This window comes from Desulfobaculum sp. SPO524 (genome assembly GCF_044987625.1).
Classification (GTDB): Bacteria; Desulfobacterota; Desulfovibrionia; order Desulfovibrionales; family Desulfovibrionaceae; genus Desulfobaculum.
Genome location: NZ_JBJDSB010000001.1, coordinates 366,958 through 381,568, shown reverse-complemented (window position 1 = coordinate 381,568; position 14,611 = coordinate 366,958). Strand labels below are relative to the sequence as shown.

Below are 14,611 nucleotides of genomic sequence, written 5' to 3'. Positions count from 1 at the left end.
AATGCGCCGTTTGCCCGGTGGTGATGGATCTGTATATTTTTGTATCCCTCTAATATTATGGGAAAAAATCCTGTGGCATGCCTTGTGCTGTGAATACAGAGAGGAGGAGCGCGTGGACGCGTTTCTTCCCCATGCAGTCACAATAGCAAAGGAGGAGCACTATGCCTGGGTTCGATGGAACAGGTCCTCTTGGTCAGGGACCGCGCACTGGCGGCGGTTTCGGGCGCTGTGGCTCGGCGGGGCCTGCTGGCCCTGCGGGCGGCGCGCCTCGCGGTATGGGACGCGGCTGTGGCCGTGGTTTTCGCGGTGGCATGGGCGGTGGCCGCGCCATGGGGCGCGGGAGCGGTTGGGGCGGCGCAGCGGCAAACTCGCGCGCCGTACTGGAGCAGCGCCTGAGCGCGCTGGAAACCGAGGCCGCCACCCTGCGTCAGGCCCTGCGTCGCGAGGGCGACGACTAACGCTCATCCCGCACCACCCCGTGCGGGGAAACGTCACCACAACTCGCCCGGAAGCAGGTCCGCTTCCGGGCGCAGAGTTCAGGAGGGAAAGAATGCCGATTTATGAATACAAGTGTCCGTCGTGTGGCAAGGTCTATGAGGCATTGCAGATTGGGGACGCCCCGGTCCAGCCGTGCGAATTCTGCGGCGCTGAAGGCGGCGAGCGTCTGCTGTCCACCAGTGCCTCAAGTGTTGGGCGCAGTACATTCCGCACGCCGGATGCCGGCGGGCGCGGGTGCTGTGGCAGCCGTCCTTCGGACAAGGGCTGCGTGCCCGGTTCCTGCTGCGGCAAGGTCCACTGATCAGCGGCGGCCATCATCTTTTGCGGCCCGGAGTCCTGCGGACTTTGGGCCGTTTGTGCGTCTGGAGAGCCCTGCGTGAGTGGGGGATTTGCGGTTGCAGTGCGCCGCGGTTTTGGGCAGACTGCACAGCTCGGCGCGGCATTGCCGCGCCTTGGCAATTTCCCAGAACTCCATGCCCGCAAGCCCTGCGGGACACATATTTCAAGGAGAATCCAGATGTCTAACCTCCCCGCGAGCTGCATAGCGCAGCGCGATAAGGAGACCTACGCCGTGCGCATCACTCCGCGTTCCGGCGTGGTGACCCCCGATGAACTGGAAGCCGTGGCCAAGGTTGCCCGCGAGCACAATGTGCCGCTGGTGAAAATCACCTCCGGCCAGCGCTTTGCCCTCATCGGCCTGAAGGAAGAAGCCGTCAATCCCGCCTGTGAGGCCCTGCCCTACAAACTGGCGGGCCACTACGTGCAGGCCTGCCCCGGCAACGCATGGTGCAAGTTTGGCACGCAGGATTCCCTCGCCATGTCCGACGCCATCGACCAGCGCTTCTCCAGCGCCACAGTGCCCGCCAAGATTAAGTTCGGCGTGTCCGGCTGCCCCATCTGCTGCGCCGAAAGCTATGTCCGCGACATTGGCCTTGTTGGCAGCCGTAAGGGCTGGACCATCGTCCTCGGTGGCAACTCCGGTAGCCGCGCCCGCATTGCCGACGTCCTCACCGAGGGCCTCAGCACCGAAGAGGCACTGGACTGTATCGACCGTTTCCTCGACTACTACCGCGAGAACGGCAAAAAGAAACAGCGCGTCGCCCGCTTCGTGGAAGCCCACGGCATCGACGCCATCCGCGAGGCCCTCGGCCTCTAGTCAGCCCCGCGCTGACTACCCCCGTATGAAAAAGGCGGGACCGCTCCTGAGCGGTCCCGCCTTTTGTTGTTGTGTGGGGGATGAGGGACGGCACGAGCCGCCTGTGCCCGCCAAAGCTACACAAGCGTAATGTCAAAGTTGCGTAACAGGGAGACGGCCTCGGGGAGGGAGAATTTGGCTTTGGTGATGGTGTTGTCCTCGGCGCTGATGAAGTAGTTTCGGGCCGTGGTGAAGTCGGTTTTGTAGAGATTGGCGTTACTAAAGCGGCAGCCCTCAAGGTCGCAGTCCTCGAAGCTGGCGAGGGAAAGGTTGGTGTTGGAGAATGTGCCGCCCCGGAAGGTTGAACCCGTAAAGCGCATGCGCTGCAGGTTCATATTGGCAAAGGAGGCCTCGTCCAGCAGGCAGTCCGTAAAGCTGGCCCGAAAGAACCCGCCGCATTCCCCCCAGTTGATGCCAAGGAGCTTGCAGTCCTTGAACGCCCCGTCCACCATCCGCGCCCCGCGAAATCCCGCCAGCGTCATATTGCACCGCTCAAAATGGCACTTCTCAAAAAAGCTGAATCGCAGGCTGGCCGTTTGGAGGACGCAATCCGTGAATGTGCAGTTGTAGAATTCAATTTCAGAAAGGTCCGCATCAGCGAAATCCTCACCCTGGAAGCGGGTGCCAACGTATTCGCCTTCGGGAAGTGTTGTGGGCATGTTGTGCTCCATGGCGCTGTGTGTCTGTGGCGTGGCGAGTGAGGATACGTCTGCCGTGCGGGAAACTCAAGAGGCCGCGGCGAAGTGTGGGGCCGCCAATGGCGGGTGGCGCGGCGGGGATGGTGCCGGCGTTGCGGCTGTTGATTGGCGCTGGGGCTTCGTGGTGGGGGTGAAGGGCGCGGCATGAAGGGGGAAGCGCGGGAGAGCGGTTTCGTATGCTCGGGCTGTGGGCGCAAGGAGGCGTGAGGACGCCTCTTTCCGTGCTCAGGACAGCGAATGGAAAGGAATTTGTCTACTTTTTTACAGTTATTTGAGGGACATAGATGTTGCTCTAATGCCTTGCCTTGGGCAGACTGTGTGGTCTGAGTGGAGAAGTCAGAGGGTGCCGAAAGGCATAACGTCCTATCCGCAGAAGGCTGCGGCAGACTGTTTCAAGGAGGCCAAAATGATCGAGCTCCCGAGCGGTTGTGTCAAACAGCGTGACAAGAAGACCTACGGTGTACGGGTAACGCCCCCTGCCGGAATGCTTACCCCCGACGATTTGGAGACCGTGGCGCGGGTGGCCCGCAAGTATGCCGTCCCTGTCCTGAAAATTACCTCCGGCCAGCGCCTGACGCTACTCGGCCTCAAGGAGGACGAAGTCGGCCCCGTGTGCGACGAGTTGCCCTTCAAGGTCGCAGGGCACTACGTGCAGGCCTGCCCCGGCAACCAGTGGTGCCAGTTTGGCGTGCAGGACGCGTTGGAGATGGCGGCGGAAGTTGAAAAACGCTTTTCTTGCGCCACGGTCCCGGCAAAGCTCAAGCTGGGGGTGTCCGGATGCTTTATCTGCTGCGCGGAAAGCTACGTCCGTGACCTTGGGCTGGTGGGCACCCGCAAAGGCTGGACCGTACTCGTTGGCGGAAGCTCCGGATGCAGCGCGCGGGTTGCCGACGTGCTGGCGGAAGAACAATCCCAAAGCCAAGCCCTCGACCTTATCGCCCGTTTCCTCGATTACTACCGCGAAAACGCCCTCATCATGCAGCGCGTGCCGCACTTTCTGGAGGAGCGGGGCATTGAGACCGTCCGCCGGGCGCTGGTGTGATGGAGTCCTGAGCTTGTGACAACGGCAAAGGTCACTTCAATGCGCGGGCTGAGCTTTGCCTTGTGGTTTGAGGGGGGGAGGCGAGCACATCCGAGGCCGCGGGCCTGACGTGATTATCGCTCGTGTGCGTCAAAAAGGTTGTGGCTCTACTTAGGGGTATGACCAAACTGAATGAGCGAAAAAAAGGGCCTAGAGGCATTGCCTCTAGGCCCTTGTCATTTCTGGTGGAGATGATGAGACTTGAACTCACGACCTACGCGTTGCGAACGCGCCGCTCTCCCAACTGAGCTACATCCCCGTGTGGTGTTCCGTGGAACGGAAAAGGATTTACGCTCCTTCGCAGCGGGATGCAAGGGGAAATTTTGTGTGCTGTGGGGGCTGGGGCTAGGGAATGGGGCTTGGGGTGGGGCTGGAATCGATGCCGAGGATATCCAGCACGCGGCGCACGCGGTGGCCGTAGGTGTGTTGGTCGAGGATATGGCGGCGCCATGCGGCGGCAAGGTCCTTGCGCAGGGTGGTGTCCGGGGCGAGGCGTTTGGCGAGCTCTGGAATGTCGCCGGGCGCGGCAAAGGTGATTTCACGCGTGAGTTCATCGGGGAAGATGTCCAGCCCCGGTGTGTCGTCCGTGAGCAGGAATCCGCCAGCCGCCCAGACGTCAAAGTGTCGCTGGGTCAGGCCTGCGGGCAGGAGCAGACTCGTCACGTTGAGGTTCCACGCGCTTTGGCGGTAAATGCCGGGAAGCTCAGTGTAATAGTCCACTCCGGAGCGGATATCCGTGCCCTGTGGCAAGTGCTCCTTCCACGCGCTGTCGCCGAAGACCACGAGCGGCAGCCCCGTGGCCGCGTGTTGCAGGCTCATGATGCGTCGCTGGCGGCTGGCGGCTTCCGCGCCGAATCCGGCGTTTCGCACGGCGTTGCCGGGCCAGAGGGGAGAGGTTTTCGTCTGCTCGACCCACCACGAGAAATCTGGACGCTGGCCCGCGCGGAGCATAGCCTGCGCTGCGGCGCTAAGGGCTTCATCCACGCGGCATCCGGCGAAAAATTTGCCCTTGTTCGGGAACGCCGAGCGGCCGACAAAGGTGAGCCGGCCCTCTACGGCAAAGTTCGGGGCGGCGTCCGCGGTTGGGGCGGCGTGCTCCGGCCACGCCGCAAGGGGCAGGTGGAAGACCTGCTCTGCGCCGTGGTCGTGCAGCAGCGGGATGAAGGAGGCGTCGGTGACGAAGATGGGCATCTCGCGCCAGAAGGGCGAGCGTAGGCCGCTTATCAGGTGGAAGGGATTGTCCACGCACCATGTGGCGACAGGCACGTCCGCCGCGCGCAGCAGGTGGAACAGTTCGCCGTACGGATCAAATCCGCTGAAATTGACGCTGAAGAACAGCGCCGGGCGCTCGCGCTGGAGCAGGTGGGGCATGAGCGAGCCCGCCTGCTTGGGATGCACGCGCCGCGTTTTCAGTCCCGTACGCTCAAAGGCGTCAAGAAGTTCGGGGATGAGCAGGCTGTCTTCATTGCCGGGCAGGATGGCGTAGCGCCGCAGTTCCGGAATGCCGGAGTCCAAGGTCTTGAGCCAGCGGCACCGGGCGACAAGCGGGCCAAAAAAGGATGGAAAATGCCGCAAACCGGGGCGATAGAGAAAAATATCCGCGTCCCGCAGGGCGTCGTCGGTGAGTGATTCGGGAGCAATCTCCCGCCAGTGCGGGGGGATGGAGCGTTTTGGGTCCCCGGACATCTGCGACTTGAACAGATGGGCCTCAATGACGTATACGGCCTTTCCCGCCGGGAGCATCCCCGCAACAGTTGCCGGGTCCGGTCCGGCCCCGAGAATGAGCACGTCGCCCTTTCCGGGCAAGTGCGCGATATGCCGCGCCCCGTCAGGTGGCGTCTGCATTTTGCCGAGTTCCGTCTGGATGCGAGGACGCTTGGGGCGATGCGGCATGGGACTGTCGGCTCTCCGTCGGCTTGTGCAGGGGCGCTGCCCCTGATAAAAGATGACACACTTCAGGCGATACCATCATGAAAAAGTACCGCGACCATTATTTCCTTAAAGCAAAAAAGGACAACTATCCCGCGCGCTCAGTCTATAAGCTCAAGGAGCTGGACAAGCGCTTTAAGCTGTTCAAACCCGGGCAGAAGGTCATGGACCTTGGCGCTGCTCCGGGGTCGTGGACGCTCTTCGCCGCCGAAAAGGTGGGGGAGAAGGGATATGTCCTTTCCGCCGACATTCAGAACACGGAAACGGCCTTCCCGCCCAATGTGGCCTTCCATCAGGAAGACGTTTTTGAACGCACGCCGGAGTTTGAAGCCGAGATTGAGGCCGTTGGTCCCTTCGATATGGTGATCTCCGACATGGCCCCCAAAACCACGGGGCATAAGTTCACCGACCAGGCGCGGTCCATGAATCTCGCCGAGGAAGCCCTTGCCGTGGCCTGTAAAACCTTGGTAAAGGGCGGGCACTTCGTGGTCAAGGTGTTTCAGGGGCCGGACGAAGCCGCCTACGGCAAGACGCTTCGAATCTACTTTGACACCATGAAGACCTTCAAGCCCAAAAGCTCCCGTGCCGAATCCAAGGAAATCTTCTTCGTCGGCATGGGCTTCAAAGGACTGACCGAGTAAGGGACGCGCCGCCTGGCTCCTGCACGGGGTGGGCGGGTCGTGTCGTTTTTTCAAGACTACAATTTGGACAAAGGAGCCGGAGGACAATATGGCTGGACATAGTAAATGGCATAATATCATGCACCGCAAGGGCCGTCAGGACGCCAAGCGCGGCAAGGCCTTCACCAAGGCCGCCAAGGAAATCATCATCGCCGCCAAGGATGGCGGTGGCGACATTGAAACCAACGCCCGCCTCCGTGCTGCCGTGCAGGCCGCCAAGTCCGTGAACCTGCCCAAGGACAAGATCGAAAACGCCATCAAGAAGGGTACCGGCGAGCTTGATGGCGGCGAAATGTTTGAAGTGATGTACGAGGGCTACGGTCCCGGTGGCGTCGCTCTGCTCGTGGACGCCGCGACGGACAACAAGAACCGTACCGTCGCCGAAATCCGCCACATTCTCTCCCGCAACAACGGCAACATGGGCGAAGCTGGCTGTGTTGCGTGGATGTTTGAGAAGAAGGGCACCCTGTACTTCGACAAGGAAACCTACTCCGAAGAGCAGGTCATGGAAGTGGGCCTTGAGGCCGGCGCGGACGACATCCGCGACGACGATGACGCATGGGAAGTGCGCACCGCCCCCGAGGACTTCTCCGACGTGCAGGCCGGCTTTGAAACCGCAGGCATGAACCCCACCAGCGCCGAAGTCTCCATGCTTGCCCAGAACAACATTGATCTGGACACCGCTCAGGGCGTGAAGCTCATCAAGTTGCTGGAGCTGCTGGAAGACCACGACGACGTGCAGAAGGTCCACCACAACGCCAACGTGCCCGACGAAGCCTTCGAGGAATACGCTGGCTAGTCAGGTGACACATATGGGTGAAACATCCGGCGAGACCATCGTGCTCGGAATCGATCCGGGATCCCGCGTAACAGGCTACGGACTGGTACGCGAGATCTCGGGTTGCGCCCAGCTTATTGAAGCCGGAACCATACGCGTGGCTTCCGTGAAGGACCTTGGAGAGCGTCTGGGCCGCATCTACAGCGCGCTGGCCGGACTCATCGAGACGCACCGCCCGCACGAGGCCGCCATTGAGAATGTGTTCGTCTCCAAGAACACCATGAGCGCCCTGAAGCTGGGGCAGGCGCGCGGCGCGGCCATTGCGGCGTGCGCCGTGGGCGGACTGCCCGTCTCCGCCTACGAGCCGACCAAGGTCAAGCAGAGCCTTGTGGGCACCGGGCGCGCGGACAAGGCGCAGGTCGCCTTCATGGTGGCGCAGGTCCTTGGCGTGCGCAATTCCGGATGGGCGGAGGACGCAAGTGACGCCCTCGGCATTGCCATTTGTCATCTCAACATGCGCCGCATGCGGCGGCTGGCCGGAGTTTAGGATGATTGCATTCGTCAAGGGGACCATCGTCGCCAAGACCGACAGCGCCTGTGTGGTGCTGACCTCTGGCGGCGTAGGCTACCACATCGGTCTTACCGTTCCCGGCATTGCCGCCCTTGGTGCCACCGGCGCCGAAGTGGAGTTCTTCGTCCACACCATTGTGCGTGAGGACGCCATTGAGCTGTACGGCTTTGCCACGTGGGACGAAAAGACCACCTTTGAGACGCTTCTCGCCATCACCAAGGTTGGCCCCAAGCTGGCACTGGCCATTCTCTCGCAGTATGGCCCGGACGACCTGCGGCGCATTGTCATCTCCGATGACTACACGCCCCTCGTCAACGTGCCCGGCATCGGCAAAAAGAGCGCCCAGCGCATTTTTGTGGAGCTGAAGTACAAGCTGGAAGCCACAGCAGAGCTCGCTCAGACCATGCCCGACATGGACGGCCGCAGTGTTGCCGTGTTCCGAGACGCTCTGGCCGGATTGACCAATCTGGGGTATGAGGATGGCGAAGCGCGCGAGGTGCTTGAACAAGTCTTTGCCGAGAAGCCGGGATTGGATGTCGGCGAGGCACTTCGCGAGGCGCTGAAGGCCATTTCTCAAAGCAAGGCGAACTAGATGTCTCAAGACCCATGCACCCTTGATGAAACCATCCGCCCACGGGGGATTGATGAATTCATCGGGCAGGAGGACCTGCGGGCCAACCTGCGCGTGTTCATCAGTGCCGCGCGAGAGCGTGGGCAGGCCATGGACCATACGCTGCTCTACGGCAGCCCCGGCCTTGGCAAGACGACCCTCGCGCAGATTATCGCGTCCGAGCTTGGCGTGAACCTTGTCTCCACCTCCGGTCCCGTGCTGGAGCGCAGTGGCGATCTCGCGGCCATTCTGACCAACCTTGGCCGCTACGATATTTTGTTCATTGACGAAATTCACCGCATGCCCGCCGCTGTGGAGGAAGTGCTCTATCCCGCCATGGAGGACTTTAAGCTGGACCTCGTCATCGGGCAGGGGCCGGGCGCGCGGACGGTGAAGATTGACCTTGAGCCCTTCACCCTTGTAGGAGCGACCACGCGCATCGGTCTGCTGACGTCGCCCCTGCGTGACCGCTTTGGCGTGATCAACCGTCTGGAATTTTATTCGCCCGAGGAGCTGGCCCGCGTGGTGCAGCGCTCCGCGCGTATTCTGGGTGTTGGCATCTCCGAGGAGGGGGCCTACATCATTGGCCGCCGCTCCCGCGGCACGCCGCGTATCGCCAACCGTCTGCTGCGCCGCGTGCGCGACTTCGCCATGGTGGACGGCGGCGGTTCCATTGATACCGACATCGCCGAAAAGGCGTTGACCCGGATGGATGTGGACGAGCAGGGGCTGGACTACATGGACCGCAAAATCCTCTCGACCATTATCAACCATTACGGGGGCGGGCCCGTTGGCGTGAAGCCCCTTGCCGTGGCGTGCTCCGAAGAGGTGCGCACTATCGAGGACATCTACGAGCCGTATCTCATCCAGTGCGGTTTTTTGAAGCGGACCCCGCGCGGTCGTGTGGCCTCGGCCAAGGCCTACACGCACATGAAACTTTTCCAAAGCTAGAACGTTTTAACTTTACGATAGGACTCCCCGACGCATGAAGATCGTACGACCTTCCTTCGACATCATGTTCCTGCCCGACGGCGAGGAAATGATCCGCAACATCGAGGCCGCAGGGCGCACCTGCTACAAGTCCGAGGACAAGATTACCTCGGATTCCGCGCGCAAGTTCGTGCGGCGCATCATCGCCAGCGGGCACGAGAGCGTCATCGAGCACGGCTCGGCCACGGTGCGCTTTGTGTGCGACAGGGGCGTCACCCACGAGCTGGTGCGGCACCGCATCGCCGCGTTCAGTCAGGAGAGCACGCGCTACGCCAACTACTCCAAGGACAAGTTCGGCAACGAAATCACCGTCGTAAAGCCTGTGTTTTGGGACGAGGACTCCGAAGCCTACCGCCTGTGGTATGAGGCCATGGAGCAGGCCGAACGCCTGTATCTGGACCTCATCGACAAGGGCGCCAAGGCGCAGGAGGCCCGCTCCGTCCTGCCCAACAGCCTCAAGACCGAAATCGTCATGACCGCAAACCTGCGCGAATGGCGCCACGTGTTCAAGCTGCGCTGCGATGGCGCCGCGCATCCGCAGATTCGCGAAGTCATGCTGCCGCTGCTGGACGAATTCGCACGGCGCGTGCCCGTCGTGTTCGATGACTTGCGGGAGAAATTTTCCCGTGATATCGAGAAGTTCCGGCAACTGGCCGGAGACGTGGAGTAAAACAGACCATGACGACGGCTCACGAGACACCCACCGGGGGAGCACAGCCCTACATCACCGATGACGGCGTGCTCATCATCCCCCGAGACTGCGACGAGGCCTACCGCTGGTGGGCCGGCGGGCAGTCCATAGCAAAAACGCTCATCGAGCTTGGCGCACCCGAAGCGGTGTGGAAGCTCTACTCGCATGAGGACTATCCGGATGAGTTGAAGGACACGCCGCAACCGGACGCCGGTTAGGGTCTACGCCCTATTTTTCGCGTGAAATCGGGAACAACCGGACGCCCGGAACCCGAGGAGTCGCGCCACATCTGTGCTGAGGGGATTTGCCTGTGCAATTCCTCCCCTCAGCCGTGTTTTTGCTATGATTTCCGGTTGTCTTGCGGGGCATCAGGGTGTATCTTCGCCCGCCTGTTGACGAGGGCAAGGCTCCAGAAGGTCTCACGAAGGGGCCGGAGGGCGTTGTCAAGGAATTTTTTGGTGAAATGCTGACATTTTCACCGTAGCACCAGAGAAAAAGATTTAATTTCTGAGAAATTCGCCGGATAACGCAGAGCAGGGTGTGGAAAAAGTTTTCCACCGCTGTTGATAAAAAAGTGAAGTCATCTCTCGGTCCTTTATCCGCGCCACCTCAAAAGAGGTGGCTGAAAACGGCCGATTCTGGTGGATTTCAAAATTTGTGAATATAAACGGCAACTTGGAAGAGGCAGTACGTGGGGAGAACATGCGTTGTCACTCAAGTGCAACGCGATAGTATCACTCGTTGCCGTTTTCTCGAAACCTGACTAGGACACAGTTCATGTCTGAAGCTTGGGCTCAAATAACTGATATACTCGCTAAAACGACCGGACCCGGCACGTTCAAGGTATGGATTAAACCCCTTGAAGCCGAGGTCTCCGATCGTGTTCTGACGTTGCTGGCGCCCAACAGCTTCGTGGCCTCCTGGATTGGGGACAGGCTGACCGACGTCATCGCAGACGCCGCCACTCAGGTCCTCGGAAGACGACCTAAAGTGGACATCAAGGTGCGCCAGAGGGACCGCCGAAAGAATCGCGACATCGTCGAGCATAGTGGCGTGCGACCCGTCATGACGTCCAGAGGCGCGCCCTCCGAAGCCGCTGCCACAACCGTGGCCGCCGCCGTGTCCGCCGCCCAGTCGCAGCCGGAACCAAAGCACGCGCAGCCTCAGCCGTCCCAGCAGCCGCAGCAGCATGCAGAGCCGCAGGCCCCGCAGAGGACCCCGCGAAAGGCGCCCGCTCGCCCCGTGCAGATTGGCCTGCCCAATCTCACCCCGGCCGCGCCCAAACCCGTCAGTTTCAGCAACTGGCGCTTTCAGTTCAATGATTTTATCGTCGGTCCCTGTAATCAGTTGGCCTTTGCCGCCGCCAGCGGCATTTGCCGCGATCAGCTGGCCACGCATCAGCTGTTCCTGAACTCCGGCCCCGGCCTCGGCAAAACGCACCTGCTTCACGCCATCGGCTCGCAGGTCGCCGGACACTCCAATCGCGACAACGTGCGCATTGGCTACGCCACCGCCGAAGAGTTCACCAGACAGCTCATCCTTGCCATCAAGGCCAAGGAAGTCGAACGCTTTAAGAACCAGTATCGCGACAGCCTCGACGTCCTCCTGCTCGAAGACGTCCACTTTCTGCAGGGCCGTCAGGTGGCGCAGGATGAAATGCTCGCTACCCTCAACGCCCTCGAAAACCGCGGCTGTAAAGTCGTCATGTCCAGCTCCTTCCTCCCCCGTGAGTTGAAGGACGTGGACTCGCAGTTGGCCTCGCGTATGTGCGCCGGGTTCCTCGCAACCATCGACGCCCCCGACTTCGACACCCGTCGCCGTATTCTCGACTCCAAAGCCCGCCTGCATCAGGTCGTGCTCCCCGGAGACGTGTCCGAATACCTCGCGGATAACCTCCGCGACGACGTGCGACAGATCGAAAGCTGTATTCAGAACCTCGTGCTCAAAGCCCGGCTCCTCGGTGAGCACATCACCATGGACCTCGCCGCCGAAGTGCTGCAGAACTACACGGTCACCAACGACTCCCGCTCCATTGGGCTTCAGAAGATCGTTAAGTACATCTGCTCCAGCTTCGACCTCACCAACGAGCAGCTCGCCTCCAAGAGCCGTAAGCGGAATATCGTCATGGCACGAAACACCGCCTTCTTCCTCGCAAGGAAGTACACCGACCTCGGTCTGAAGCAGATTGGCAGCCAGTTCAACCGCCGCCACTCCACCGTTCTCAAGGGCATCACCAACGTGGAACGTGAAATCTCCCTCCAGACCCCCCTCGGACGGCAGCTCGACACCGTGGTGGAACGCATCAAGTCGTTCTAAACACCACCCCCGTCCAACAACGCCACCAAAAAGGCCCGCTCATCGTAGCGGGCCTTTTTTTGGACATGCGCTGTGGCGTTGGCGTAGGGCGGACAGAAGAAGAGGAGGCGAAGAGAAGAGTGTGCTCCGCAGGTTTAAGGGCCGTGGGCCCTTAAAAATCCCATGTGCGCACAGGCCGGGTGCTTTTGTCTGGGACAGTCGTCACCCCTGTGTGGCTCCCGTTCGTGTGGATGGGGAGATTTTTTGGGGGGTGGGCGTTGGTGGAGTGAGAAGAGCGGTGAGGATCCCTGTTGTGGGGAAGATGGGGGACGTGGGGCCCTGTGGGGCAAGCTGCCCCGCGTGCTTCTGCGAATTCTCCCTTTCTCCCATATCATCCCCTTCGCCAGGCCTCGCCAATCACTCCAACCTCATTTCTACCTACCAAACCCAAATTATTTGAACGGCTTCCGTTCAAATAATCCTGGGGATTCTCAAGGGTATCATACCCTTGAGCAGCCGGAGGCACTCTTCCTCTTTGCCTGCCTCTCCCGCTAACAAAAAGGCCGAAGCTTTCGCTTCGGCCTTTTTGTATGCAGGTTGTGGCGCCCTTTAGGCTTCGTCGGTGCAGGTGGTGAGGACTTTTTTGATGAGTCCTGTGGTGGAGAATCCGGGTTTGAGGGGCAGGGAGAGGACGGTGCCGCCTGTAGCTTCGACGATATCGCGTCCGACGATGTTTTCTACGCTCCAGTCGCCGCCTTTGATGAGGATATTGGGTTGCACGTCCTGAATGAGGGTGTAGGGCGTATCCTCTGTGAAGGGCACGACGTAGTCCACGCATTCGAGTGAGGCGAGGACGAAGAGTCGGTCTTGGAGGGCGTTGAGGGGGCGCGTTGGGCCTTTGAGGCGCTGGATGGATTCGTCGGCATTGACGCCTATGACGAGAATATCGCCGTGAGCGCGTGCGCGTGCCAGCAGGTCGGCGTGCCCGGCGTGCAGAATGTCAAAGCAGCCGTTGGTGAAGACGATGCTTGCGGTATCATGCAGGGGGCGCAGGGCGTCCTGCACGCTGTCGCGGGCGAGAATTTTGCTGGTGACGGGGGTGACGGCGCGAATCATTAGCGGAGCACCTTCAGGGAGTCGTTTTCACCGAAGAGGACGAGTTCCAGCCAGTCTATGGCAAAGTGCAGGCGTGCTTCCTCGTCGGTGAGGATGGCCTGTTTGCGTTCGTCGTCCATATCAAGGCGTCCGAGGAGGCCGGTATCGGAGATGAAGCGCAGAAAGTTGTCCTGCTGATAGAGGGCGAGGGCGACCATATTGCTTTGCCCGGCCTGAATGGGCTCGGCTTTGTCCTTTTGGCGGGCGAGGAGCTGCATGTAGCGGTCGTTGTTCTCGTTGTAGGTGACGAGCCCTTGGTCGCTGAGCCATTCGCCGGAGACCCAGTTTTGTTCTTCCTGAAAGCCTTTGCAATGCGGCTCGCGAACGATGAAGAAGCGTTCGGAGATGGAGCCGTCGTCGCCGATGCGGGTCGCCCGTCCGAGGGGATAGGTGCGGCACGCGCCGGGGCGGTCCGGGTAGATGGAACAGCCTTCGGGGCGCACGAAGGGACAGCTCTTGCGGGAGTCGTCACACATACGCAGGCGGAAGAGGGGGAAGCCGGTGTCGGCGGCCATGGTAAAGACGGTGTAATCCTGAATGAATTCCTGACTGCTGAGGCCGAGGGCGGTGCGCAGACGCAGAACGTCATAGGGGGTGAGCATCAGGTTCAGGTCGCTGCAACAGGCGTTGAAGCAGGGGACGCCGGGATGGCAGGCAAAGGAGAACCGTTGCCCTTTTTTGAGTTCCGGAAGACTTTCGAGAAATTGCTGAGTTGCATCAAGATCGGACATTGCATTCTCCAGTTTGGCTGTTGCATGGGGGAATCCCACGCTGTGACGGCGATGTCAAGCAAGGTGCGGGGTTGCTCTTCGGCGGGCACTTGGCTAGCCTGCGGCAAACCTGAAAATACGGAGATAGACATATGTGGAATCGACTCGCGCGTTTGAGCGCGCTTGTGACCGTTGCGGCGATGCTTCTGCTTGCGGGATGCGCGGGCAGTGGCCCGGTACGCCTTGGGTACGATGCCGACCGCTGGAGCCCGAAATGCGATGGCGTTGTGGGCCTGCATGGCTTTGAGGACGCACGTCCCACGCCCGCCTTTGTTGTGAAGGACGGCAAGGCGCTGGAAACCGACAAGGACGTGGCCAAGTGGGTGACGCAGGCGCTGTGCGACGAGCTTGAAGCACGCAGCTTTACGGTGACGCAGGACGCCCCGGACTCGCCCTTTGCGCCGGAGGTGAACATTGGTGGCGAGGTGCTGCGCGCGGTGCTGGACGTGGACGGCGTGCACCATACGATGCAGATGACGCTCCATGTGGTGGTCCAGCGCGGCAAGGAAGTCGTCCTTGATAAAACCTATGCTGGCCAGTGGGACCGTCAGGACCTGCCGACGCGGGGGACCATTGAGGAAATGGCGTCGTCCGCGCTTGTGGATATGCTGTCTTCGGTGATGGCCGACATCCACGAGACTCTGCACGGGTAAGCGCCTCTGCACAGAGC

At 60.9% G+C, this 14,611-nt stretch carries 17 protein-coding genes and 1 tRNA gene; 13 read left to right on the top strand and 5 right to left on the bottom strand.

The genetic code is table 11. The features are described 5' to 3' along the window. Positions 1-161 precede the first annotated feature (161 nt). The 3 genes from ACI3L3_RS01635 (at position 162) to ACI3L3_RS01625 (ending at position 1,654) form a co-directional block, all read left to right on the top strand. Positions 162-458, top strand: a complete 297-nt coding sequence (locus ACI3L3_RS01635; RefSeq protein WP_404843345.1) for a DUF5320 domain-containing protein — start codon at positions 162-164, stop codon at positions 456-458. A 92-nt stretch (positions 459-550) separates the two neighbouring features. Next, positions 551-799: a zinc ribbon domain-containing protein gene (locus ACI3L3_RS01630; protein WP_404843344.1), complete on the top strand. Its 249-nt coding sequence runs from the start codon at positions 551-553 to the stop codon at positions 797-799. A 216-nt stretch (positions 800-1,015) separates the two neighbouring features. Beyond that, positions 1,016-1,654, top strand: coding sequence for an NAD(P)/FAD-dependent oxidoreductase (locus ACI3L3_RS01625; protein ID WP_404843343.1), 639 nt, complete (start codon positions 1,016-1,018; stop codon positions 1,652-1,654). A gap of 116 nt (positions 1,655-1,770) precedes the next feature. On the opposite strand, the gene ACI3L3_RS01620 is transcribed toward ACI3L3_RS01625, so the two are convergent. After that, entirely contained in the window at positions 1,771-2,352 is a 582-nt protein-coding gene (locus tag ACI3L3_RS01620; RefSeq protein WP_404843342.1) for a pentapeptide repeat-containing protein, read from the bottom strand. Between the two features lie 445 nt (positions 2,353-2,797). Here ACI3L3_RS01620 and ACI3L3_RS01615 point away from each other — a divergent pair, with 445 nt between their 5' ends. Beyond that, positions 2,798-3,433 (top strand): NAD(P)/FAD-dependent oxidoreductase, encoded by a 636-nt coding sequence (locus ACI3L3_RS01615; protein WP_404843341.1) that lies wholly within the window; start codon positions 2,798-2,800, stop codon positions 3,431-3,433. A gap of 222 nt (positions 3,434-3,655) precedes the next feature. Here the strand turns inward: ACI3L3_RS01615 and ACI3L3_RS01610 are convergent. Both ACI3L3_RS01610 and ACI3L3_RS01605 read right to left on the bottom strand, forming a co-directional pair. Further along, a tRNA-Ala gene (locus ACI3L3_RS01610) sits at positions 3,656-3,731 on the bottom strand. A gap of 86 nt (positions 3,732-3,817) precedes the next feature. Beyond that, positions 3,818-5,365, bottom strand: coding sequence for a glycosyltransferase (locus ACI3L3_RS01605; protein ID WP_404843340.1), 1,548 nt, complete (start codon positions 5,363-5,365; stop codon positions 3,818-3,820). Positions 5,366-5,442: 77 nt separating this feature from the next. On the opposite strand from ACI3L3_RS01605, the gene ACI3L3_RS01600 reads away from it, so the two are divergent. The 8 genes from ACI3L3_RS01600 (at position 5,443) to dnaA (ending at position 12,037) form a co-directional block, all read left to right on the top strand. Then, positions 5,443-6,042 carry an RlmE family RNA methyltransferase gene (locus ACI3L3_RS01600; protein WP_404843339.1) on the top strand — a complete coding sequence of 200 codons (600 nt, stop codon included), beginning with the start codon at positions 5,443-5,445 and terminating at the stop codon, positions 6,040-6,042. A gap of 88 nt (positions 6,043-6,130) precedes the next feature. Then, entirely contained in the window at positions 6,131-6,880 is a 750-nt protein-coding gene (locus ACI3L3_RS01595; protein WP_404843338.1) for a YebC/PmpR family DNA-binding transcriptional regulator, read from the top strand. Between the two features lie 13 nt (positions 6,881-6,893). Beyond that, positions 6,894-7,406 carry a crossover junction endodeoxyribonuclease RuvC gene (ruvC, locus tag ACI3L3_RS01590; RefSeq protein WP_404843337.1) on the top strand — a complete coding sequence of 171 codons (513 nt, stop codon included), beginning with the start codon at positions 6,894-6,896 and terminating at the stop codon, positions 7,404-7,406. A 1-nt stretch (position 7,407) separates the two neighbouring features. Continuing rightward, entirely contained in the window at positions 7,408-8,022 is a 615-nt protein-coding gene (ruvA, locus tag ACI3L3_RS01585; protein ID WP_404843336.1) for a Holliday junction branch migration protein RuvA, read from the top strand. Then, positions 8,023-8,991, top strand: coding sequence for a Holliday junction branch migration DNA helicase RuvB (gene ruvB / locus ACI3L3_RS01580; protein WP_404843335.1), 969 nt, complete (start codon positions 8,023-8,025; stop codon positions 8,989-8,991). It abuts the gene before it with no gap. Between the two features lie 34 nt (positions 8,992-9,025). After that, complete coding sequence (thyX, locus tag ACI3L3_RS01575) at positions 9,026-9,700, top strand: FAD-dependent thymidylate synthase (protein WP_404843334.1); 675 nt, start codon at positions 9,026-9,028, stop codon at positions 9,698-9,700. A gap of 8 nt (positions 9,701-9,708) precedes the next feature. Continuing rightward, positions 9,709-9,939 carry a hypothetical protein gene (locus tag ACI3L3_RS01570; protein ID WP_404843333.1) on the top strand — a complete coding sequence of 77 codons (231 nt, stop codon included), beginning with the start codon at positions 9,709-9,711 and terminating at the stop codon, positions 9,937-9,939. 559 nt (positions 9,940-10,498) lie between these two features. Next, positions 10,499-12,037, top strand: coding sequence for a chromosomal replication initiator protein DnaA (dnaA, locus tag ACI3L3_RS01565; RefSeq protein ID WP_404843332.1), 1,539 nt, complete (start codon positions 10,499-10,501; stop codon positions 12,035-12,037). A gap of 588 nt (positions 12,038-12,625) precedes the next feature. Here the strand turns inward: dnaA and rfaE2 are convergent. Then, entirely contained in the window at positions 12,626-13,132 is a 507-nt protein-coding gene (gene rfaE2, locus ACI3L3_RS01560; protein ID WP_404843331.1) for a D-glycero-beta-D-manno-heptose 1-phosphate adenylyltransferase, read from the bottom strand. After that, positions 13,132-13,902 (bottom strand): YkgJ family cysteine cluster protein, encoded by a 771-nt coding sequence (locus ACI3L3_RS01555; protein WP_404843330.1) that lies wholly within the window; start codon positions 13,900-13,902, stop codon positions 13,132-13,134. Before ACI3L3_RS01555 ends, rfaE2 begins: the two co-directional genes overlap by 1 nt. A gap of 131 nt (positions 13,903-14,033) precedes the next feature. Here ACI3L3_RS01555 and ACI3L3_RS01550 point away from each other — a divergent pair, with 131 nt between their 5' ends. Continuing rightward, positions 14,034-14,594, top strand: coding sequence for a hypothetical protein (locus ACI3L3_RS01550; protein ID WP_404843329.1), 561 nt, complete (start codon positions 14,034-14,036; stop codon positions 14,592-14,594). Positions 14,595-14,611: the final 17 nt, after the last annotated feature.

Bases quoted from the DNA above. Each gene is read 5' to 3' on its own strand.
- ACI3L3_RS01635 (WP_404843345.1), top strand. From the start codon at position 162: ATGCCTGGGTTCGATGGAACAGGTCCTCTTGGTCAGGGACCGCGCACT.
- ACI3L3_RS01630 (WP_404843344.1), top strand. From the start codon at position 551: ATGCCGATTTATGAATACAAGTGTCCGTCGTGTGGCAAGGTCTATGAG.
- ACI3L3_RS01625 (WP_404843343.1), top strand. From the start codon at position 1,016: ATGTCTAACCTCCCCGCGAGCTGCATAGCGCAGCGCGATAAGGAGACC.
- ACI3L3_RS01620 (WP_404843342.1), bottom strand. From the start codon at position 2,352: ATGCCCACAACACTTCCCGAAGGCGAATACGTTGGCACCCGCTTCCAG.
- ACI3L3_RS01615 (WP_404843341.1), top strand. From the start codon at position 2,798: ATGATCGAGCTCCCGAGCGGTTGTGTCAAACAGCGTGACAAGAAGACC.
- ACI3L3_RS01605 (WP_404843340.1), bottom strand. From the start codon at position 5,365: ATGCCGCATCGCCCCAAGCGTCCTCGCATCCAGACGGAACTCGGCAAA.
- ACI3L3_RS01600 (WP_404843339.1), top strand. From the start codon at position 5,443: ATGAAAAAGTACCGCGACCATTATTTCCTTAAAGCAAAAAAGGACAAC.
- ACI3L3_RS01595 (WP_404843338.1), top strand. From the start codon at position 6,131: ATGGCTGGACATAGTAAATGGCATAATATCATGCACCGCAAGGGCCGT.
- ruvC (WP_404843337.1), top strand. From the start codon at position 6,894: ATGGGTGAAACATCCGGCGAGACCATCGTGCTCGGAATCGATCCGGGA.
- ruvA (WP_404843336.1), top strand. From the start codon at position 7,408: ATGATTGCATTCGTCAAGGGGACCATCGTCGCCAAGACCGACAGCGCC.
- ruvB (WP_404843335.1), top strand. From the start codon at position 8,023: ATGTCTCAAGACCCATGCACCCTTGATGAAACCATCCGCCCACGGGGG.
- thyX (WP_404843334.1), top strand. From the start codon at position 9,026: ATGAAGATCGTACGACCTTCCTTCGACATCATGTTCCTGCCCGACGGC.
- ACI3L3_RS01570 (WP_404843333.1), top strand. From the start codon at position 9,709: ATGACGACGGCTCACGAGACACCCACCGGGGGAGCACAGCCCTACATC.
- dnaA (WP_404843332.1), top strand. From the start codon at position 10,499: ATGTCTGAAGCTTGGGCTCAAATAACTGATATACTCGCTAAAACGACC.
- rfaE2 (WP_404843331.1), bottom strand. From the start codon at position 13,132: ATGATTCGCGCCGTCACCCCCGTCACCAGCAAAATTCTCGCCCGCGAC.
- ACI3L3_RS01555 (WP_404843330.1), bottom strand. From the start codon at position 13,902: ATGTCCGATCTTGATGCAACTCAGCAATTTCTCGAAAGTCTTCCGGAA.
- ACI3L3_RS01550 (WP_404843329.1), top strand. From the start codon at position 14,034: ATGTGGAATCGACTCGCGCGTTTGAGCGCGCTTGTGACCGTTGCGGCG.